This window comes from Chitinophaga sp. (genome assembly GCF_039596135.1).
In the GTDB taxonomy this organism is placed as follows: Bacteria; Bacteroidota; Bacteroidia; order Chitinophagales; family Chitinophagaceae; genus Chitinophaga.
In genome coordinates this window covers 1-20903 of sequence record NZ_JBCNKH010000047.1, presented here as the reverse complement: position 1 = coordinate 20903, position 20903 = coordinate 1, and the positions used below count along the sequence as shown (strand labels likewise).

Sequence of the window (20903 nt, the reverse complement as noted above, 5' to 3'; positions counted from 1 at the left end):
CATGTACCGTATCCTATTGATTTTACTATTCTATAGCCAGTGGGCGATAGGGCAGGACTACCATATCGCTGCCGTGGCAGATGTAAAGCCGGGCCTTATCAGGTTGCGCTGGGCGCCTTCCAATATTGTTTGCTGGGAAATGGGGATCAGGTATGGCTATACTATAGAGCGCTTTACTATCGGCGAAAACGACCTGACCCTTTTGACACCGCAACCCATCAAACCCTGCCCACTTTCCCAAATGGATACCATTGATGAACGTGTGGCCATAGTGGCCGAAGTTATTTATGGGGAAAAACCAATTTCCGAAAATGGGGGCTTTGGTGCATTTTATGAAACACAGAACCGGAATGAATGGCGCATGGCGATGGCATTATTATCCTGTGACCTGTCTCCGCTGGCAGCCAGGAGTGCCGGTTTGTATTTTGAAGATACTGGAATCCAGAAAGGTAAGCGTTATGCCTACCGCATATCATTGGCACGACAGCCTAAAAATATGCGGATTGACACAGCTGTAGTCATTGCTGTTCCTGCCTTGCTGGCAAGACCCCGTGAACTCACCATCATATGTGGGGGTAAAACAGCTGCCCTGGCATGGAGAAAGGATACATATTCTGCCTATATAGTAGAGCGTGCCCCAGATGGTAAAAACTTTCAAAAGATTTCAGAGCTCCCTGTTGTCTCACCTCATTTCAAAGATACCCTCCCCGAAAATGATCATCAATATTCCTACAGGATAAAAGGGATCACTCCATTCGGTGAATACGGTCCCTACTCCGAAACAGTCGCCGGCATGGGCATAATCGCAGTAAATGACAGACCCCAGCTGGATACGATCATCATTCAGGATAATCAAAGCATCCAGATACGCTGGCTCCTGCCTGGTCAGCTCCCCACCCAGTTATCAAAGATCATTATCACAAGAGCCAGTAATAGCAAGGGGCCATTCATTCCCATTGCTATGCTGAAAAGTACAGCTCATTCATATACAGATCCAACGCCTGCTGCCACCAACTATTACCGTATCAAAGGGATAACCAGACAAGGCAAGGCTATCTATTCATTTCCTTACTTTGCGCAATTAACTGATACTGTTCCGCCACGTACGCCTACAGGCGTAAAAGGATTTGTAGATTCTTCCGGTATTGTTTCCCTTCAATGGAACGCTGATACAGAACCTGATTTATTGGGCTACCGGGTATTCCGCGCCAATAGCTTAAAAGAGGAATTTGTAGAAGTTACCAGTAAGGTGATTCCAACTCCATTATTCAGTGATACAATTACATTACATACGCTCAGTACCAGTGTGTACTACGAAGTGATCGCCGTAGATAAGAATCATAATACCTCGCCTTATTCTATTCCCGTACAATTAAAGCGACCTGATACAATCGCTCCCGCTGCTCCCTTATTTACAAAAGTCTTCAATGCTGATACGGCTATTATACTGGAATGGAATAACAGTGCCAGTGAGGATGCGGTACGATATACCCTTTACAGGATCAATACAAAAGACAGCATTCGCAGGCAGGTGGCCAGCTGGGATACAGGGCATTTAATCACTTATCAGAAGGATACGAATTTAAAACAAGGTAATACCTACTTCTATCAAATAGAGGTGTGTGATGATGCAGGTAATAAGGCAATTGAAACCAGTGGCGATACCTGGTTTGAATCCGGTATCCGTTCTCCTGTCACCACCTGGACCGCCAATAAGCAAAATAACCGGATTGTCTTACGCTGGCAATATAATGCTATGAATGTAAAGCAATACCGCATTTACCGCGCTAAGAATAATGATTTGTTTACCCTATACACCACACAGGACGGAAGTAAAACTGAATTCTCAGACAACTTCCTCTTCCTTGGAAATGTATACAAATATAAGATCACAGCAATACTGCACGGCGATATAAAATCTGCCATGAGTAAAGTAATTGAAGTGATTTATTGATCCTATGAAATACCTGATCCTCACCATCCTGTTTGTTCAGCAGGCATCTGCCCAGGCAATTGACCAGCTGGGGGTTAAAAAAGGCATCACCATGAATGGGAGTATCAATGCCAGTACCACCGCTTACAAAGCCTTTGGTATGGAACAGCGCCGTGACCCACTGGTCTGGTACCTGAATGGCAATATCAATATGAACCTTTTTGGCTATGCTATGCCCTTTTCATTCAGCTATAGTAACCAGGGTGCCCGTTACTCTCAACCTTTTAATCAATATCGTTTTGCCCCTTCTTACAAATGGGTAAAATTGTACCTCGGCACCAGCAGTATGCAATTCTCTAATTACACACTGGCCGGCCATGTCTTCAATGGGGCAGGAGTGGAGTTGACGCCTGGCAGATGGCGTATTGCAGCCATGTATGGTATGCTGGAAAAAAGCATGAAAAGAAGCGGTTATGGTACGAAACTGGGTTATGAAAATAATGGGAACAGCTATAGCATTGCCTTATTTACAGCCAAAGATGCATTCAATCTAAACCATACTGCCGCATTTGCCATCAAACAGCGCATCACTAAGCACATTTTTGCAGATGTTGAATATTCAGTTTCATTGCTGAACGACCTGTATTATGATGCGATACAAGGGGGATTGGGATATACGGGAAATACCTGGTCTATTCAACTCCGCTATGAACGGGTTGCACCTGATTACACCACCTTAGGCGCCTATACTGTCGTGAATGATATGCGTAATATCACAATCGCTCCGACATTGCAGTTATTCAAAGGAAAAGTCGCCCTGAGTGGTAATGCGGGTATGCAGGTGAATAACCTCAATCATAGCAAAATGAGTGATACCCACCGCTGGGTGGCTAACATCAATACCTCCATCATCCCCGCTGAACATTGGACCATGAACGTTGGTTATTCCAATTTCAACACCTTCACCCGTGTGCGCCCGCTGGCAGATCCCTATTTTACCAATCCATTAGACACACTGGATTATTACCAGGTAAATACTACTTATAATGGCATGCTTATGTACAGGATAAACAAGAGCGCTATTACACTGAATACTTCATTTCAGCATGCAAGCGACAGGAGTGATGCAACTGATAACCTGGGCAGTTTCTTCATGGGTAACCTGAGCTATACGTATCTCCTTACAAAACAGGAAATGTCATTCACAGGTACAGTCAATTATTATTTCAACACCTCTACGGGAATGAATACTGAATTCTTCGGCCCGAATGTAAATGTCAGTAAGCAGTTCTTTAATAAGACATGTAAAGTCGCATTCTTAGCTACCTATAATATAACAAGGGTGGCCCTGACCCAATCAAGTCTCTTCAATACAGGATTGACTTTGGGATATACACCGAAAGGAAAGAAACACAATATAAGTAGCTCGTTACTATATCTACAAAAAGGTACGGTAAGGGAATGGACCGGATCCATGAATTACGCCTATTCATTTTGACCAAATTACAGGATTATCCAGCCGGATATAGGACTTTTCGGCGCAGCCTGGTCAGGTATTTTCTTACAGGCATATCATACAGTACCATCACCAGCCATGCAAATGCAGTCAACACCACCAGCCCGGTCACCACAATCCACACCAGCAGCCCGGTTCCCGGCTTATACTGATTGTAATAATTCGCAAATGAAAACATCACCATATAATGCGTCATATACAAAGGATACGAGATTTTCCCCGAAAAATTACAAATCCCCCTCGTTCCTGCATGCAATCCGGCACCTGCCCCCAATGCTATCAAAAATGGGAAATACACGATCACTACCAGTGCCTCTGCCAGCCAGTTCCACGTAGTATACGGCATCATCAATGCTGCCAGCAGCATCACTGAGAGCCCTAAAAAACCTAACTTATTTCTGATAATCAAATTATACCTGTATACCAGCATTCCTGCCAGAAAACTATACGCAATGCGCGCACCTCCCTGCCAGAAAGTACCGCCACTCCATCCCCCCATCAGGTTACCAGCACTATGGCTCACGAATAGTATCCCAACTGCTGCAATGATCAGCAACCCCACCAGCACCCGCCTGCTCAGCCGCCACAACACCACGCCATACACTATATTTGCGACATATTCCCAAAACAATGACCACGCCGGCGCATTCAGATTAAAGAGGTTAAAATACCTTTCTGCTACTACCGGGTAAGGAATCATTAAAACAGAACTGACGAAGATCAGTGTAAGTTTCCCAAACCCATATCCGGCAGGCAGACTCATAAACGGATCTATCAGGAAACTCACCAATCCCAGTATAGAACCCAGTACTACCAGCGGATGTAACCGTATCACCCGGGTTGTAAAGAACTCCTTCAGGCCCATACTGCCTATACGACTATCATATGCATATGCAATCACAAACCCACTCAGGCAAAAGAAGAAGTCCACTGCCAGGAACCCGTGCCCGATAAAGTTTTTACTATAATCAGAATAGATGATTTCCATAAAATGAAATGTCACCACGGCAATGGCGGCCACACCTCTCAAGCCATCCAGCAATTCGTAATGCTGCTTTGATTTCAGTAAGTCTCCTTTCATACCTGCCGAAAATAGTCATCCGTACTTAGAAATACAAATTCCCTAACCGATGGATTATAAATAATTTGGAAAGAATCACATCCAGTCATAAACGATTTTAAAAAATAAAGGACTATTTTTATTACCTTCCCCCGACTTTTATTTAAATCCGTTATGAATGCAAATCCATTACCATCCAAACCACATTACCAGATTCTGGATGGATTAAGAGGTGTAGCTGCTTTAATTGTAGTCGCCTTTCACATTTTTGAAGCCCATGCCACTAGTCACCTGACTCAGATCATTAATCATGGATACCTGGCCGTTGACTTTTTCTTCCTGCTTTCGGGATATGTAATTGCCTACGCCTACGACGATCGCTGGCATAAAATGTCTATCGGCAGTTTCTTCCGCCGTCGCCTGGAACGACTGCAACCTATGGTGATCATGGGGATGATCATTGGCGCTGCCTGCTTTTATTTCAGCGATTCACCTGCATTGTTCCCCCAGATTCATACGGTGCCAGTATGGCAACTGTTATTGACCATGCTCGTAGGTTTTACTCTCCTGCCCATGCCTGTCTCTATGGACATCCGCGGCTGGCAGGAATTACATCCGCTGAATGGTCCGGGTTGGTCTTTATTCTACGAGTATATTGCCAATATTTTATACGGATTAGGAATCCGCAGGTTTTCCAAAGGATTATTGACTGCATTGGTGGTACTTTCAGCAGCTGCATTGATGCATTACACGGTTACCAGTAAGAACGGTGATATTATCGGTGGCTGGTCCCTCACACCGGAGCAAATAAAAATCGGGTTTATCCGGATGATGTTCCCCTTCTTTGGCGGGTTATTACTGGCCAGGGTGACCAAACCAGTACGTATAAAAAATGCGTTCCTATGGTCAAGTCTCCTGCTGGCATTGATCATGTTCATGCCAAGAATAGGGGGGGCTGAACACCTGTGGGCCAACGGGTTGTACGAAGCCCTGGCTATTATATTTGTATTTCCCCTGGTGGTTTACCTCGGTGCCGGTGGCCAGACCCACAGCGCCAAAGAATATAAAATATGCAAATTCCTGGGAGACATCTCATACCCTATTTACATAACCCATTACCCATTTATTTACATTTACACAGCATGGGTATTCGACAACAGGCAGGCAACTCCGTCACAAGCCATCGGCTATGGACTGCTTACCTTTGCGGTATCCGTTCTTGTGGGCTATGCCTGTCTCAAGCTATATGACGAACCCATACGGGCATGGCTGAAAAAGAAATCCATTACATAATGAAAAAAACAACACGGGCCGAAAAGGCCCAGGAGACCCTGCAGATCATAGACCAGGGCTATTATCGTGTGAAAGAAGAGGTTGTCAATATCAAAGCATCCATTGGCACTACGCTCGAAGCTAGCAAATTGTACACCCCAGACGACTTCACCACCCTGATGCCGGAGGTAGCCCAAATAGCCGCCGCAGCCAACGAAGTAACTACATTCGAAGTGATTAACACCACCGTGCTCGATGCGGCGGCTGCCATGATCGGGCAAAACAAAAAAATCGGTTGCCTCAATTTTGCCTCCGCCAAGAACCCTGGAGGCGGCTTCCTGGGAGGTGCCGTTGCGCAGGAAGAGAGTCTTGCCATGTCGTCTGCATTGTACGCCACCCTCTCAAAACATTTTGAGATGTACGAGTATAACAGGGCCAGACCTACGTTGCTCTACTCGGATCATATGATCTGGAGTCCGGATGTAGCCGTGTTCCGCAACGATAACGGCGAACTGTTGCCAGATCCCTATCCTGTCTCGTTCATCACAAGCCCTGCAGTGAACATTGGCGCGATCCTGAATAATCGCCCCCACGAAAAAGCACAGGCGGAAGATGTCATGCTCCGCAGAATGGACAGGGTGCTGGGCGTGTTTGTACATCATCATATCGAACATCTCTTACTTGGCGCCTGGGGATGCGGTGTGTTCCGAAACGACCCAAAGGACATCGCGCGTTACTTCGGCTCGTATTTATTGAACGATGGAAAGTACAGTAAATGCTTTAAATCAGTCGTTTTTGCCGTGTTGGATAAGAGCGCTGCTACGCCAAATTTGAAAGCATTCCAGGGAATTTTTACCTGAATACAGGGAGTGTTAAAATTATTTGAAAAACAGGTTGGAGAATCTCTATCTTTGCGCCCGCAAGCGGAATCCTAATTAACGCTCCTATACCTTTTTATGCTAAGTGCCAGATTCAAGAAGTCCTCTTGGAAAGCATTGAAAGTTATTTCTTTGTCTTTCGGAGGAGTATTAGTATTGCTATTTATCCTGCCTTTGCTTTTTCCAAAGGCTGTTTCAAACAAGATTAAAACCTGGGCCAATAATAGCATCACCAGTGAGCTGAATTTCTCGAAGGCAAGATTATCCTTCTTTAACCATTTTCCATCTTTAACACTCACGCTTTACGACTTCAGTCTGAAAGGGTCTGCACCTTTTGAACAGGATACGCTGATCGTGGCCTCCGAAGTGTCGTTGGGTGTAGACTTATCTACCGTCTTTTCTAAAACAGTTAAGATCAATGAGATCTACCTGACCAAAGGACAGGTACATGTGCAGGTGGATACGGATGGCCGGCCTAACTACAATATTTACCAATCCACTGCGCCGGCAAAAGCTTCGAAGCAGGATACCAGCGGTGCGTCGTTGCACATAGACCGGATCCAGCTGGAACACTGCCGTATCGTTTACAACGACCGCTCACTCGCATTGAATATCAAGGCGAACGATGTGAACTATGTAGGCAAGGGAAACCTCAAAGCCAACAAGTTCGATCTCTTTTCCCATATCAGGATCAATTCATTCGACCTGTCTTATGGAGGTGTACCTTATATACAGTCAAAAAAATTAAAGGGCGATCTGATTACACGGATCAATACGAAGTCGCTCGACCTGGTGTTTGAAAAGAATGATCTGAAAATTAACCAGTTGCCCGTACAGTTCAAAGGCGAATTCAGTTTTCTCCGGAATGGTTATGAGATGGATTTCCAGCTCGGCTCCGGTGCTTCTACGCTGGAAGCGCTGTTCAGTGCCCTGCCAGCCAAGTACCTGACCTGGATGGAAAATACAGATATAGAAGGGGATGCAGAACTGTCTGCTTCACTAAAAGGAAAGTACATCGCGAATGCGAACAGGATGCCCGATTTTACTTTTAAGATTAAAGTAAGGGACGGGGAGATTTCCAGTTCAGGTGCCGCCAGCAAGATTGAGAAATTAAGGTTGGATTTCATTACCCGCCTGCCGCAGATGAACCCGGACCGTCTCAATATCAGCTTAGACTCTTTGTCATTTCAATTAGGCAAAGGGCACCTGAATGCAGATATCGACATCACAGGACTGAACAGACCACTGGTGAAAGCCAGGATGGATGCAGACATCGATATGGAGAAGTGGACCAAAGCAATCGGTTATGATAAATTTAACCTGAAAGGACACCTGCTGGCAAAGCTCACGGCCGATGGCCGGTATGTGCCAAATGTAAGTGTGCCGGCCTTTGATTTCCATTCTACCTTCAGTGATGGAGCGCTGCACTTTGAAGATGTACCTGAGCCGATCAAAAATATTGGTTTTGAAGTAACAGCTTATAGCAGGGATAACAGTTATTCCAATGTGCACCTCCAGGTAAACAGGATCAATGCACAGGCGTTGAACAATTATATCAAAGGATATGTACAGGTAAACAATGCACTTGCACCACAGATCGATGCGAACCTGACGGGCTTACTGCACATGGAAGAGCTAAAGAACTTTTATCCCATCGATGGGATAGACCTGCATGGCGATGTGAAGGTAAACATCCTCAGTAAAGGGCCATGGGTGCCTTCGCAGAAATTGTTCCCGGTCACTACTGCTTCCCTGAAGATGAGCAATGGTGTGGTAAAGACAAAGTATTACCCGCATCCGATCGAGAAGATCAATGTAGATGCCATGCTGGTAGATACAACGGGCAACTTCCAGGCATTGAGATTTGATATTAAACCGGTGGCTTTTGAATTTGAAGGACAGACTTTTAATTTGAAAGCAGCTGTAGACAATTTCAATGATCCGCATTATGATATTGCAGCAAATGGTGTGATTGACCTGGGTAAGATTTACAAAGTACTGGGTAAGGAAGGATATGATGTGGATGGCATGATCAAAGCAGACCTGTCGCTGCATGGCACACAAAGTGATGCAATGTCTGGCCAGTATGCGAAACTGAATAACAGGGGTACACTGACGGTAAAGGATGTGACAGTCAAAGCGAATATTTTCCCATTGCCATTCCACATCAATAATGGTGTATTCCGCTTTGCAGACGATAAGATGTGGTTCGATAAGTTCGATGTACACTATGGCAAATCAGACCTGCACCTGGATGGGTACTTCAATAACCTGATCGGTTATATGACGCAAAACGATCAACATCTGCAAGGTGCCCTGGACCTGAAGAGCCATTATATCCAGGTCGATGAACTGGCAGCTTATACCAGCAACAGTGATCCTGCGGATGCTGCCGCCGGTGTGCCGGGTGTGGTCATTATTCCTGCCAATGTATCCCTTACTGTTAATGCAGCTGCTGACAGGGTCAATTATAATAGCATTGACCTGCATCGTTTTCGTGGACAACTGGCCGTAGGGAATGGAACGCTGAGCATGAGCAATACCGGCTTCAATATTATTGACGCACCGGTGGTGATGGATGCACAGTATACGAGTCTGAGTGCACAGCGGGCACAATTCGATTTTCATATCAGTGCAAAGGAGTTCGACATCAGGCGGGCGTATAAAGAGATAAAAATGTTCCATGATATGGCTACTTCAGCTGCGGCAGCAAGTGGTATAGTAGGACTGGATTATCATATCAATGGCCGGTTGAACGAGAATATGAAGGTGTCTTATCCATCCCTGAAAGGAGAGGGGGTATTGACATTGAAGCGCATCAAGCTGAAAGGGTTTAAGTTATTGAATACGGTGAGCAGCAAAACGGGCAGGGAGGATATTAAAGATCCGAGTCTGTCGGAAGTCAACATCCGCAGCTCTATAGCCAATAATATCATTACCATCGAAAGGACCAAACTGCGGATAGCAGGAATGCGCCCCCGTTTCGAAGGCCAGGTAAGTTTTGATGGCCGCCTGAACCTAAAGGGGCGTTTAGGACTCCCGCCATTAGGAATCTGGGGTATTCCGTTTAGTGTGACGGGCACCCAGCATAATCCAAATGTAAAGCTGGGTAAGAATAGAGACATGGATTTGCAGGAGGGGAAAGAAGAATAAGAACTAATTTCGACATTTATTGTCTAAATGTCGAAATTAGTTGTACCTTTGTATGGTATGCCAGAGGATATAATACAACAGCAGATTCTACAGGCCGCTCAGCAGCTATTTCAAAAACATGGTTATCAGAAGGTGACCATGGATGATGTAGCGAAGGCAATCGGCAAGGGAAGAAGTTCCTTGTATTATTATTATAAGAATAAGGACGAAGTCTTTGACGCTGTAATGGGTGCTGAAATTGACGAAATCGTTGCGGAGATCGCCCGCATGGTAGACAAGGAAAATACAGTAGCAGGGAAGCTCCGTGCCTTTGGCATCACCAAAACAAAGATCGGCCGTAAGAGAAAGGTATTCTTCGACGTATTGGAAACGGGCATGAATGCTGATGAGCTCTCACACTATACACAGCGCAAAAAGATCATTCAAAAGAAGATCCGGAGGGATGAGCTAACCTTGTTGAACCGGGTACTGGAGGGAGTTCAATCAGAGGACAAGGCCGATATTATATTTGTATTTACGAGCAGCCTGCGCGGTATAAAACGCGAGTTGGAGCTTGAAAATAGTTATGCGCGTATGGAACCGGCTATCGATGCCCTGGTACGTATGACGATGCTGGCCATTGGAGGTTAGCTTTTTTTTTGTTTTTATTTCGACATTTTATCACAATATGTCGAAAGGTCAATAAGGGAAATATATGATACAATATGATACAAGCTGTAAAAAGCAACGCTTTCAGGGCATTTCGTAACAGCAACTATGCTTTATTTTTTTGTGGGCAATCTGTTTCGCAGATTGGAACCTGGATGCAGCGAACGGCGGTGAGCTGGGTGGTATATTCCATTAGTCATTCAGCCTGGATGCTGGGGCTGACAGTGTTTATGCAGCAGTTTCCTTCGTTTTTATTTTCATTGTTAGGCGGGATAGTTTCAGACAGGTATAGCCGTCGAAAGATCTTATTGGTTACGCAAACAGCTTCGCTGGTACAATCTTTACTACTGGCGATGCTCACATTGACCAATCACTACCAGATCTGGCAAATCCTGGCGCTGAGTGTGGTATTGGGCATAGTAAATGCGTTTGACACACCGGCGCGGCAACCCATGGTACATGAATTAGTTAATAACAAGGAAGATATTACGAATGCCCTGGCCCTGAATTCTGCGATGGTAAATATTGCGCGGTTAATAGGGCCGGCGCTGTCAGGTATTGTATTACAGGCGTACGGTGCGCATACCTGTTTTGCCTTGAATGCTGTGAGTTTTCTGGCAGTGATTGGGTCTTTATTATTAATGAAGTTACCGCCATTCGAGGAGCCTCTGCATAAAAAGGATGCACTGACTGAATTGTCAGAAGGGTTCGTATACCTGCGGCAAACACCCCGTATCGGTATCATTATTATTTTAATTATGTGCATGGGATTGCTGGTATTGCCGTACGATACATTGATGCCAGTCTTTGCAAAAACTATCTTCCGGGGCGATGCCCGCACCTTTGGGTATATCGCCAGTGCGGTGGGATTGGGCGCTATAACGGGTAGTTTATTTTTAGCCTCTTTGAAAAAGAGTGGTCACCTGACGGGTATCCTGCTTGCAAGCATAGTAATACTCGGTATAGGATTAATAGGTTTTTCCCGCTGTACTTCTTTTTATGCCGCGATTCCTTTTGCCGTGATAGTTGGGGTGGCTTCACTGGTGCCTATGACGGCAAGCATCACTATTATACAGGTGGAGGCCGCGGCGCATATGCGGGGGCGGGTCATGAGTTATATAGCTATGGCCTATTTTGGAATGCTGCCATTAGGTAGCTTACTGGCCGGTACGGCATCACAACGCATATCAGCACCAATGACAATGCTGATGCAGGGTGGTATTGCCCTGGTCATTGCATTCATATTTTCAAACTATCTCAAAACAAAACAATGAGTAACACCGCTTTATTAGTAATGGATATGCAGGCTGCGATGCTGGGCATGATTCCCAATGGAGCTGCGGTAATCAGCAGTGTGGCGAAGGCAATAGCCAGTGCACGCAGTAAAGGTATCCCGGTGATTTATGTAGTCGTAGGTTTTAGACCTGGGGCACCGGAGATCAGCGCGAACAACAAGGGATTTTCCGCGGCCAGGCAGATGTTTGGCAATGTAAGTCCGGAAGATTTTATGAAGATCCACCCGGACCTGGCACCACAGGAGAATGAAGTAGTGGTGGTAAAACGCCGTGTAAGCGCTTTCTCCGGCAGTGACCTGGAAGTATTGCTGAGGGCATACCAGGTGGATCATATAGTATTGACAGGTATTGCTACCAATGGGGTGGTATTGTCAACACTGAGAGAGGCGGCTGATAAGGATTACCGTATTACTGTATTGTCTGATGGCTGTGCAGACAGGGAAGAGGATGTACATGAGTTTTTGACGACGAAGATCTTTCCGAGACAGGCAGAGGTATTGACAGTGGCGGAGTGGGAGAAATAATAGGGAAAGAGGCTGATCAGCTATCTGGCTTTTTGGAGCCATATTATCGTCAGCCTCTTTTTTTCTTATATTTACAGTATGCAGGTGTTGCCTTCCATATCGCTTCGCCCATTTATCCGGCATTATCTATTCATAGAGAATCCAGCACGCACACCTATTCGTTTCTTTTCAGATGGTAATCCTGGTATTGTATTTTGCAATGGGGAAATTATTCTCGAAGGGCAATGTTTGCCGCCGGCATTTGCATATGGGCAGATCTCCCATTACAAAGATTTATATTACACAGGGTCATTATTGATTGTCGTATTCCGGCCTTATGGGTTGTATGCGCTGACGGGTATTCCGGCTGCGGAATTAAAGGACCGGTTCATAGACCTTTCTCTTATTTTTAAACAACCACCTACAAGAGAGAATGTCAATGAATTTTTTAGTTCATTACAGCAGCATACCTGTTCGTTGACGCGGGCGACAGTTGATTATATTGACCAGCAAAAGGGGCAGTTGTCCCTTGCGCAGTTGCAGGACTTTACCGGCTACCAGGAAAGGCAACTGGAAAGGCGGTTTAAGGAGAGTGTAGGTATTAGTCCTGCTAAGTATTGTAATATTGTAAGAACACATACGTTTCTGAAGTCCCTGAAAAAAGACGAAAAAATCACCCCATTGGTCTTTGAGAATGGTTATTGTGATCAGTCGCATGCCATCAAGGATTTTAAAAAACTCACCGGGTTAACGCCCCGCCATTACCTGCATAACAATTACCCTTTGGCCAGTAACTTCCTAAGTCGGAATTGTACAATTTAAGTTTGGTGCACCGGGGTACCTTCGTGATATGAAAGTCACTACTGTACAATTTGAACATCGCAGTGGGGATAAGGATTACAACCTCTCCATCATTGAAAAGTATGCAGCAGCAGCCGGATCAGATCTTATCGTATTCCATGAGTGCTCCATTACGGGGTATACATTTGCCCGTCATTTGTCGCGTGAGCAATTATGGGAACTGGCGGAACCGATTCCCGCAGGTGGGTCCATTATAGCTTTGATTGAAATAGCCCGCAAATACAATATCGCCATTGCTGCCGGTTTATTTGAAAAAGAAGGGGATCACATTTACAAAGCCTACGTCTGTGTAGACAAAACCGGCCTCCTTGCGAAATTCAGGAAATTGCATCCATTTATTAATACGCACCTCACCCCCGGAAATGAATACTGTATATTCGACTTGCATGGGTGGAAGATCGGTATCCTGATCTGTTATGATAATAATATCATTGAAAATGTACGGGCCACCAGGTTATCAGGGGCTGAAATTATCCTGATGCCGCATGTCACTATGTGTACCCCTTCTACACGCCCGGGAGCGGGCTTTGTAGACCCCAAATTGTGGGAGAACAGGTTGAGTGATCCAACGAGTCTTCGTATAGAATTTGACGGGTTAAAAGGCCGAAAATGGCTCATGAAATGGTTGCCTGCCCGGGCATATGATAATGCGGTGTATTGCATCTTTGCAAATGCCATCGGGATGGATGACGATCAGCTTAAAAATGGTTGTTCCATGATCCTCGATCCTTTCGGCGATGTTATTGCAGAATGTCGTGCACTTGACAATGATATGGCTACGGCATGGCTCACAAAGGAAAAGCTGGTACAGGCAGGGGGATATCGTTATCTGCAGGCAAGAAGACCGGATTTGTATAGAGATATTATTGGTGCTCCGCACACTTCTTCGCAGCAGGTTGTATGGCTGACGCCGAAAAAATAATTACCTTCCGCCAATGGATGAAGATATACTTGCAAACCGCATTCGCGAACGCCTCGAAGATCTCCCTAATGTTAAAGAAATACGTATGATGGGAGGACTAACATTTATGTACAATGATAAAATATTGGTAGGGGTGTATAAGGGAGATATGATGGTACGGATCGATCCGGCTAAACAGGAGGAGGTGTTGGAAAGGAATGGGTGCCGGCAGATGGAGTTCAATCGGCCGATGAAGGGGTATGTATTGGTGGATGAGACGGGGATGAGAACAAAGGCGGAGTTTGATTACTGGATTGAGTTGGCGCTGGCGCATAATCCGAATGCAAAGTCGGCTAAGAAGAAGAAAAAGTAGGGTTAATAAAAAGAGCCTGTATCTTTTGGGTATTTGATACAGGCTCTTCAAATTTATTATGCATCTGTAATATCGAAGTAGATTCTATCAAATCCACCTCCATGGATATTGCATTGATACAGGCTCTTCAAAGTTATTTTTCGTAATACTCAAATGCATCTATGATATCCAGGTAAACCCCATCAAACCCTGCATTCAATATCTTTTTGGTATAAGAACTATCATTTCCATAAATGATTTTCTGCCAGTCGCTATACCAGTACTTCACTTTATAATTCCCCGGCCAGTCAGGATTCTCCGCATCTAACCAGGCGGGTTTTGTCTTGGTCCAGCTGGTCTGCCAGTAATACCTGTAGTTTTCAGCTTCTCCGATAGACATGTATGAAATTACAAGCCTCGTACCCCCATTCGCTTTCTTCTTCAACGCTGCAAGTTCAGAAGCCGTGAATGCGCTGGTATCAAAATACAGATCAGTAATCAGCAGGTCATAATTCGTAGCTTTTACCGCGTTGATAAAAGCAGTTTTAGAACTGAAACCACTTGCCGGATCAATCAGGTAGAGGAAGTTCTTTACCTGTCCTATGCTGGTCACAGCCGTGGTATTCTCTGCATAAATCGGAGACGGGAAAGCAGGAATATCATCCAGACCACGTGAATCTGCTGCAAATGAAATATACCCCTGTGCATTGTTTTTAGTATATGAATCCGTCATCTTGGAATGCGTAGAGCAATAATCAGTAACAAGGATGGTATTTCCTGCATTCTTCGAAATTTTCAGCAGGGGATTCAGGTAATTGATTGTGGACGTAGGGGTAGCCACATCATCGTCATCATACCCATAATACAGGTCTTCCTGACCATTGGCATCAATCGCATTCAGATAGGCGGTATCAGGTGTACCGGAACTTTCGCCGTTCTTAGTTACCAGCTCAATACCATTCTGTGGCACTACAATAAATCCGGCATGTGCTGCCTTGGCATACTTGCTGATGCCAATGACAAAGTCGCGCATAGATTGTTTGTAATCGCTGGGAGTAGTGTCGGCAGCGGCGGCAGCGCTGTCATTGTTGGATCCTGAAGTCGTATCAGTATCATTGTTCTTGCTACAGGCGCTTAAGACAAATAGCGCGAATGAAATTAAAAGTATAGGTCTCATAAGAATACGGTTGTCGGGCAAAAGTAAATTAATTTTTTCTACCCTTCAGCCAGGTAAGATTTTACTAAAGTGTTTTAACAAAGAATCAGGAGTGGGGCGTTCGTGATTTTCAAGGTAATAGCCAAAATAGCTGCATGTTTTTTTGTTCTTACATGTGGTAAAAACTGTTGAATCATCCATCCAGGTCCTGGTAAATTGATGTTGATTTCACGGGGTAGGTGCTGCATATCCATGCCTTACGAAAAATATAGGCAGGACTTTTGTACCACAGTTTGTAAAAGAAAGCAATGATAGAGATCCTTCCATCCATGCCCAATAATATGGTTGGCTTCAAGGCCACCGGCGAAGTTACGCAGGACAATTTTCTCAACATCGTAGACCCGGTAGTGAGAGAGCTGGTTAGCCGTACGGGTGAACTCAATTATCTCATGATTATAGAAACTCCTTTAAAAAACTGGACGATGGGCGCCTGGTTGCAGGATGCATTGCTGGGTATTATGGAGATTTCGAAATGGAACAGGGTGGCGATCGTATCCGGTTCTGAATTGCTGAATAAATTCACTGATGTGTTCAGCATGTTCGTACCTGGTACATTTAAAGGTTTTCCGGCAGAGCAGTTGTCAGCGGCCGTACGCTGGGTGTCAACGGGAAAGTAGTTAACGGAAATTTCAGCCCTGGGCTTCCTGATTCCGAATCAGTCAGTTCGGAATAAAATCCCTTACGCGCTATGAATCAAACCTTCCATGAAATTATTTTTTAAATATATACGACAAATATTTATATATTTGCCTTTTAGGTAACTGTCAGGCCCCTAATCTGTACGAAAATTTCGGGTTGCTTTTACCACAAATGCATTGTTCAGTAAAAATTCGCATTGTTCGTGATGTCATCTCATCACCTGTATTTTCTTTGGGCCAGGGTATGTCTTGACCACCTCTATGGTACAACACTCACCTGAAATCTATGAAATAACTGGCTTCACGTCCGCGCACTTTTTCGCATACCTATGAAAGAAAATTTCATTAAAGTAGCGTTAAGCATTAGCATCTGCTTAATAGCATTCCCGTTTCTGGCAAAGGCCCAGTTACCTTACAGTCCATGTAGTCCAAGCGGCGGTAAAAGAGCCGACGTATTAGGTTTTGAGACCAAATACAGAGCTCCCGGAGGCGCTGCACCTACGTTTACAATTCCGACCGGCACTAAGTCCATCGCGGTGTATGTTTCTTCCGAAACAGGTATCACCTCCGGTGTTTCCGACTATGACCAGGGGGATGAGGATTTCATCACTATCAATGCCATCATTGATGTGGGCAACAGTACCTCATCCGGATATGTAAATTATGCGAAGAATACCAATACAGATGGTTCTGGTACGAACGTATATGGATGGAAAAATGTAGCACTCGGTGATACGATTCTGCAGGCCAGCAAGGTAGGGGATGCATTGCCTTACCTGAACAACGTGAAATTTTCTATTTCAGGAAATACCCTGACGATAAAGGAAAATGCAACGGGTATCAACTCCTCTTATTATGTAGAATACCTGTCTCCATATAATAACTCATTGAGTCCACTGGGCCCCCAGATCAGGGCATTGTTGCATGGAACAGGTGCTACTGCTACCGATCTGAGTATTCCCATTCCATCAGGGGCAGAAATTGTACTCATCTCTGCAAAGGGTACCAACTCCAGTTATACCGACCTGAATTCAGCGGCCGGTACAGAGGAGGGTTATGCCAATATGCGATTTGGAATGGACCTGGGTGCCGGTACAATGAATGGATTTGTGACATTGGCAAATGGTGGCTCCACTACCAGGAGGTCTACTTATGTAATCAGTAATAAGTCTGTTGCTGCTACCGCAGCGATGCTTTCTTCCGGTGTGATTACTGGTGATTACTCCGGCAAACTGACTACTGCAGGAGCGGTGGGGGTATATGATCCCCAGATTTATGTATCCGGAGGAAACCTGATAATAAAAAGAGATGCCAACTATGCAAGAGATTTTGACGATGCGTATGTAGTGGAATTTTATTCGCGGGTGGGATTGGGTATGAGTACCGAGTTTATCGACTCGGATATTTCAACCATATTGGATGGTAGTTATACCTGGGGGGTAAAGCGGACATTCTCAATTCCTTCAGGTACCAACTTTATTTACTTTAATGAAACAGGTAATGCGATAAATACAGATAGGGAAAGTAATGAGAACTCGCTGGCTGCTTATGGTTATATTGACCTGACAGCAGGTACGGTGACAGGATATTATTATCAGCAGGTAGGTTTGAGTGGTACGACAAGAAGGGATGATAACTATGCCTTTAAAAATGTACCCTTAGATAGTACCAGCACGCGTACCGCTTCAGGTACTGTAGGCTTTAAAAACACTGGTGCTGTCTATGATATCAGCTTCTTTCTGTCTTCAGATAAGAGTCAGCTGACAGTAATCAATAAAACAGGGTTGGCTAACCCTAGTTACCAGTTCCTGCTTTCGTGTGATTATTATGGTTCACGTCCGGATGTGGCATTTAGTACGGCAGGAATTACCTTCTCGAAAGGTAGTTCCTGTAATATTGTAACGGCGTCTGTGAATGTATGTAACCCCGGTTCCGGTAATAGTAGTGGTGGTATGCCGGTATCTTTCTACTCCGGTGATCCGACCACAGATCCTGCTGCGATATTAGTATATACGGGAACCTTCAACCAGAACATTCCACAGGGAGAGTGCCGTACATTCAATTTTAACCTGGACCTCAGCAGTTTCAGCAATGTGAATATTCCGCTGACCATGATCCTGAATGACAATGGTTCATTTGTAAGCGGTGGGGTAGGGCATGCAGTGGGAACGCCTTTCACTTTATCCAGCCTGGCTAACCAGAATAGTAAATATAAAGAGTGTTATTACGACAATAACCTCATCACCGCTACCATTGCAGTGAACAACTGTCCGGTAGTGAACCTGGATGCAGATAACAGCTCGGGTGCCAGCTTAAAAAATTATATTAATTACTTTGCAGCAGGTAGTGCTACTGGTTCCAGTGTGACAGACAATGATGTAACAGTGACAGATCCGGATGGCGATAATATCTCTGGTGCAACGATCGTATTGACCAATGATAAGGATGGTGCTTCAGAGTACCTGATCCTGAATGGAACGCTGCCTTCCGGTATTACAATTACCGGTGCGAATACAGATACGATTCGATTAACGGGTGTAGCATCAGCAGCAACTTATGTGGAAGCGCTGAAGCTGATTCAGTACATGAATACAAAGGGGTCGCCCAATACAACGACCCGTACCATCACCGTAGAAATGAATGATGGTAAGGAAACAGGTCCTGCTTCTACTACCAGTATATATATATTAACTACTCCGAGAGTCAATGTATCAGGTAATGGTTCATCTATTGCAGATGGCAAGACGACGACTTCTACCACAGATGGTACCAATTATGGGATTCTGACGACAACGGGTGGGGTCGTGAATACTACCTTCACTGTACAGAACATAGGTACAGGAACGATTGGTCTGACAGGTACACCTATTGTATCGATCAGCGGAGATGCTGGCTTCAGTGTGACGACCCAGCCATCAGGTACGACAGTTATAAGTGGCTCCGGACTTGGCTTTGTAGTGACCTTCAATCCTGCATCGCATGCGATTGGTACTTATACTGCTGTAATTACTATCCTGAATAATGATAGCGATGCGGGTCGCGCTACCTATACCTTTACGGTATCGGCGGTGGTGAACAACCTGCCGGTGGTAGCTGATAATAGTGTATCAGCAGCAGAAGACAATGCATTGACCTTTACAGCGGCAAACTTCACCAGTGTTTATACAGATCCTGATGGAACGGCGTTGTCGAAGATCCAGATTGTAAGTCTGCCACAGAATGGCAGTTTCAAGCTGAATGGTGTTAATATTACGGCGGGTCAGGAAATTGTTGCGGCAGATCTGGCAAAGATTGTGTTTACCCCGACAGCGAATTGGAATGGTACGACATCTTTTCAGTGGAGTGGTTCTGATGGTACATCTTATGCTACCACAGCAGCGACCATGACAATTAATATTACGCCTGTAAACGATGCGCCTACTATTTCTTTGCCTACGGGTCTGGCAGTGACAGAAGATATTCCTGCTTCATTGAAGGACGTGTTTTTTGCAGATGTGGATGCAGGTACGGGTACGGTAACAGTGACATTCTCAGTTCCGACTGGTTGGTTCAATACTGCAACGGTAGCGGGTGTGACGGTGAGTGGTACAGGTGGTAACATTACGTTATCGGGCACATTGTCTGATATCAATAGTTATATTTCCGGAGGTAACCTGACTTATTCTGCTTCACATACACCTCCTGCTTCGGAGACGATTACAGTATCTGTTTCAGATAATGGTAATATTGGTAGTGGAGGTACAAAAACAGCGAGTGGTACTATCGCCCTGGGTATTACGGCGGTGAATGATGCGCCAACAGGGCCTGATACCAACGAGGAAACCAACCAGGATACAGAGCTGGATAGCCAGGTAACTGCTACAGACCTGGATGGGGATGCGATTACTTTCGCAAAGGCTACTAATCCTGCACATGGTACGGTGACGGTAAATAGTGATGGTACATATAAATATATACCAACTACTGGTTATGTTGGTACGGATGTGTTTACGGTAACCGTGAGTGATGGTAATGGTGGTTCTTCCACGATTACTGTAAATATCACGGTGAAGAAGGTGAATCATGATCCGGTAGGAGGAGTTGTAAATGTGACTATTAATGAAGATGCGCTGCTGACCAGCAGTGTGTCAGCAACAGATGCGGATGGCGATGTGTTGAGTTATAGTAAGGGTACAGACCCTGCTCACGGATCAGTAGTAGTAAATAGTGATGGTACTTATACTTATACACCGGGAGCTAATTATAATGGAACTGATAGTTTCACAATATTGGTGAGTGATGGCAATGGTGGTACCGCAACGATTACGGTGAATATTACTATTAATCCTGTAAATGATGCGCCATCAGGTCCGAATACCACCGAGGCAACCAATGAGGATAGGCCACTGACTAGCAGTGTGTCAGCAACAGATGTGGATGGCGATGCGCTGACTTATGCTAAGGGTGCCGATCCTTTACATGGTTCAGTAGTAGTAAATAGTGATGGTACTTATACTTACACACCATCAGCTAACTATAATGGTCTGGACAGCTTTACTGTTACCGTAAGCGATGGTAAAGGAGGTACTACAACTATCACAGTAAGCATCACAGTAAATCCTGTAAACGATGTGCCATCAGGTCCGAATACCACCGAGACAACCAATGAGGATACTCCGCTAAGTAGCAGTGTGTCAG

Annotated in this window: 15 protein-coding genes; 13 read left to right on the top strand and 2 right to left on the bottom strand. The window is 45.0% G+C overall.

The genetic code is table 11. The annotated features are described in order from the left end of the window. Position 1: 1 nt before the first annotated feature. Both ABDW16_RS22535 and ABDW16_RS22530 read left to right on the top strand, forming a co-directional pair. On the top strand, positions 2-1954 hold the full coding sequence (locus ABDW16_RS22535) for a hypothetical protein (protein ID WP_343672906.1): 1953 nt from the start codon (positions 2-4) through the stop codon (positions 1952-1954). Positions 1955-1958: 4 nt separating this feature from the next. Next, a complete protein-coding gene (locus ABDW16_RS22530; protein ID WP_343672904.1) occupies positions 1959-3431 on the top strand; it encodes a hypothetical protein in 1473 nt (490 codons plus the stop codon). A gap of 13 nt (positions 3432-3444) precedes the next feature. Here ABDW16_RS22530 and ABDW16_RS22525 read toward each other — a convergent pair whose 3' ends face one another. Next, the gene (locus ABDW16_RS22525) at positions 3445-4530 is read right to left on the bottom strand and encodes an acyltransferase (RefSeq protein ID WP_343672902.1); all 1086 of its coding nucleotides are present in this window, start codon (positions 4528-4530) and stop codon (positions 3445-3447) included. A gap of 153 nt (positions 4531-4683) precedes the next feature. On the opposite strand from ABDW16_RS22525, the gene ABDW16_RS22520 reads away from it, so the two are divergent. The 9 genes from ABDW16_RS22520 (at position 4684) to ABDW16_RS22480 (ending at position 14393) form a co-directional block, all read left to right on the top strand. Beyond that, positions 4684-5802, top strand: coding sequence for an acyltransferase (locus ABDW16_RS22520; RefSeq protein ID WP_343672900.1), 1119 nt, complete (start codon positions 4684-4686; stop codon positions 5800-5802). Then, on the top strand, positions 5802-6641 hold the full coding sequence (locus tag ABDW16_RS22515; RefSeq protein ID WP_343672898.1) for a TIGR02452 family protein: 840 nt from the start codon (positions 5802-5804) through the stop codon (positions 6639-6641). Before ABDW16_RS22520 ends, ABDW16_RS22515 begins: the two co-directional genes overlap by 1 nt. A 96-nt stretch (positions 6642-6737) precedes the next feature. Then, complete coding sequence (locus ABDW16_RS22510) at positions 6738-9812, top strand: AsmA-like C-terminal region-containing protein (protein WP_343672896.1); 3075 nt, start codon at positions 6738-6740, stop codon at positions 9810-9812. Between the two features lie 27 nt (positions 9813-9839). After that, positions 9840-10442 (top strand): TetR/AcrR family transcriptional regulator, encoded by a 603-nt coding sequence (locus ABDW16_RS22505; protein ID WP_343672894.1) that lies wholly within the window; start codon positions 9840-9842, stop codon positions 10440-10442. A gap of 74 nt (positions 10443-10516) precedes the next feature. After that, positions 10517-11734, top strand: coding sequence for an MFS transporter (locus ABDW16_RS22500; protein ID WP_343672892.1), 1218 nt, complete (start codon positions 10517-10519; stop codon positions 11732-11734). Beyond that, a complete protein-coding gene (locus ABDW16_RS22495) occupies positions 11731-12279 on the top strand; it encodes an isochorismatase family cysteine hydrolase (RefSeq protein ID WP_343672890.1) in 549 nt (182 codons plus the stop codon). Before ABDW16_RS22500 ends, ABDW16_RS22495 begins: the two co-directional genes overlap by 4 nt. Positions 12280-12357: 78 nt before the next feature. Then, entirely contained in the window at positions 12358-13080 is a 723-nt protein-coding gene (locus ABDW16_RS22490; protein WP_343672888.1) for an AraC family transcriptional regulator, read from the top strand. Positions 13081-13108: 28 nt separating this feature from the next. After that, positions 13109-14041, top strand: coding sequence for a nitrilase family protein (locus ABDW16_RS22485; RefSeq protein WP_343672886.1), 933 nt, complete (start codon positions 13109-13111; stop codon positions 14039-14041). 13 nt (positions 14042-14054) lie between these two features. Next, positions 14055-14393, top strand: coding sequence for a TfoX/Sxy family protein (locus tag ABDW16_RS22480; protein ID WP_343672884.1), 339 nt, complete (start codon positions 14055-14057; stop codon positions 14391-14393). A gap of 133 nt (positions 14394-14526) precedes the next feature. Here ABDW16_RS22480 and ABDW16_RS22475 read toward each other — a convergent pair whose 3' ends face one another. Continuing rightward, entirely contained in the window at positions 14527-15549 is a 1023-nt protein-coding gene (locus ABDW16_RS22475) for an endo alpha-1,4 polygalactosaminidase (RefSeq protein ID WP_343672882.1), read from the bottom strand. A gap of 287 nt (positions 15550-15836) precedes the next feature. Here ABDW16_RS22475 and ABDW16_RS22470 point away from each other — a divergent pair, with 287 nt between their 5' ends. Together ABDW16_RS22470 and ABDW16_RS22465 are read left to right on the top strand one after the other, a co-directional pair. Then, positions 15837-16205, top strand: a complete 369-nt coding sequence (locus ABDW16_RS22470; RefSeq protein WP_343672880.1) for an STAS/SEC14 domain-containing protein — start codon at positions 15837-15839, stop codon at positions 16203-16205. Positions 16206-16555: 350 nt separating this feature from the next. After that, on the top strand, positions 16556-20903 hold a 4348-nt coding region (locus tag ABDW16_RS22465; protein ID WP_343672878.1), incomplete at its 3' end, for a tandem-95 repeat protein.

Excerpts from the sequence above, each read along its gene's own strand:
- ABDW16_RS22510 (WP_343672896.1), top strand. The coding sequence starts at position 6,738 with ATGCTAAGTGCCAGATTCAAGAAGTCCTCTTGGAAAGCATTGAAAGTT.
- ABDW16_RS22525 (WP_343672902.1), bottom strand. The coding sequence starts at position 4,530 with ATGAAAGGAGACTTACTGAAATCAAAGCAGCATTACGAATTGCTGGAT.
- ABDW16_RS22500 (WP_343672892.1), top strand. The coding sequence starts at position 10,517 with ATGATACAAGCTGTAAAAAGCAACGCTTTCAGGGCATTTCGTAACAGC.
- ABDW16_RS22535 (WP_343672906.1), top strand. The coding sequence starts at position 2 with ATGTACCGTATCCTATTGATTTTACTATTCTATAGCCAGTGGGCGATA.
- ABDW16_RS22530 (WP_343672904.1), top strand. The coding sequence starts at position 1,959 with ATGAAATACCTGATCCTCACCATCCTGTTTGTTCAGCAGGCATCTGCC.
- ABDW16_RS22475 (WP_343672882.1), bottom strand. The coding sequence starts at position 15,549 with ATGAGACCTATACTTTTAATTTCATTCGCGCTATTTGTCTTAAGCGCC.
- ABDW16_RS22515 (WP_343672898.1), top strand. The coding sequence starts at position 5,802 with ATGAAAAAAACAACACGGGCCGAAAAGGCCCAGGAGACCCTGCAGATC.
- ABDW16_RS22480 (WP_343672884.1), top strand. The coding sequence starts at position 14,055 with ATGGATGAAGATATACTTGCAAACCGCATTCGCGAACGCCTCGAAGAT.
- ABDW16_RS22485 (WP_343672886.1), top strand. The coding sequence starts at position 13,109 with ATGAAAGTCACTACTGTACAATTTGAACATCGCAGTGGGGATAAGGAT.
- ABDW16_RS22505 (WP_343672894.1), top strand. The coding sequence starts at position 9,840 with ATGTCGAAATTAGTTGTACCTTTGTATGGTATGCCAGAGGATATAATA.
- ABDW16_RS22520 (WP_343672900.1), top strand. The coding sequence starts at position 4,684 with ATGAATGCAAATCCATTACCATCCAAACCACATTACCAGATTCTGGAT.
- ABDW16_RS22490 (WP_343672888.1), top strand. The coding sequence starts at position 12,358 with ATGCAGGTGTTGCCTTCCATATCGCTTCGCCCATTTATCCGGCATTAT.
- ABDW16_RS22470 (WP_343672880.1), top strand. The coding sequence starts at position 15,837 with ATGATAGAGATCCTTCCATCCATGCCCAATAATATGGTTGGCTTCAAG.
- ABDW16_RS22495 (WP_343672890.1), top strand. The coding sequence starts at position 11,731 with ATGAGTAACACCGCTTTATTAGTAATGGATATGCAGGCTGCGATGCTG.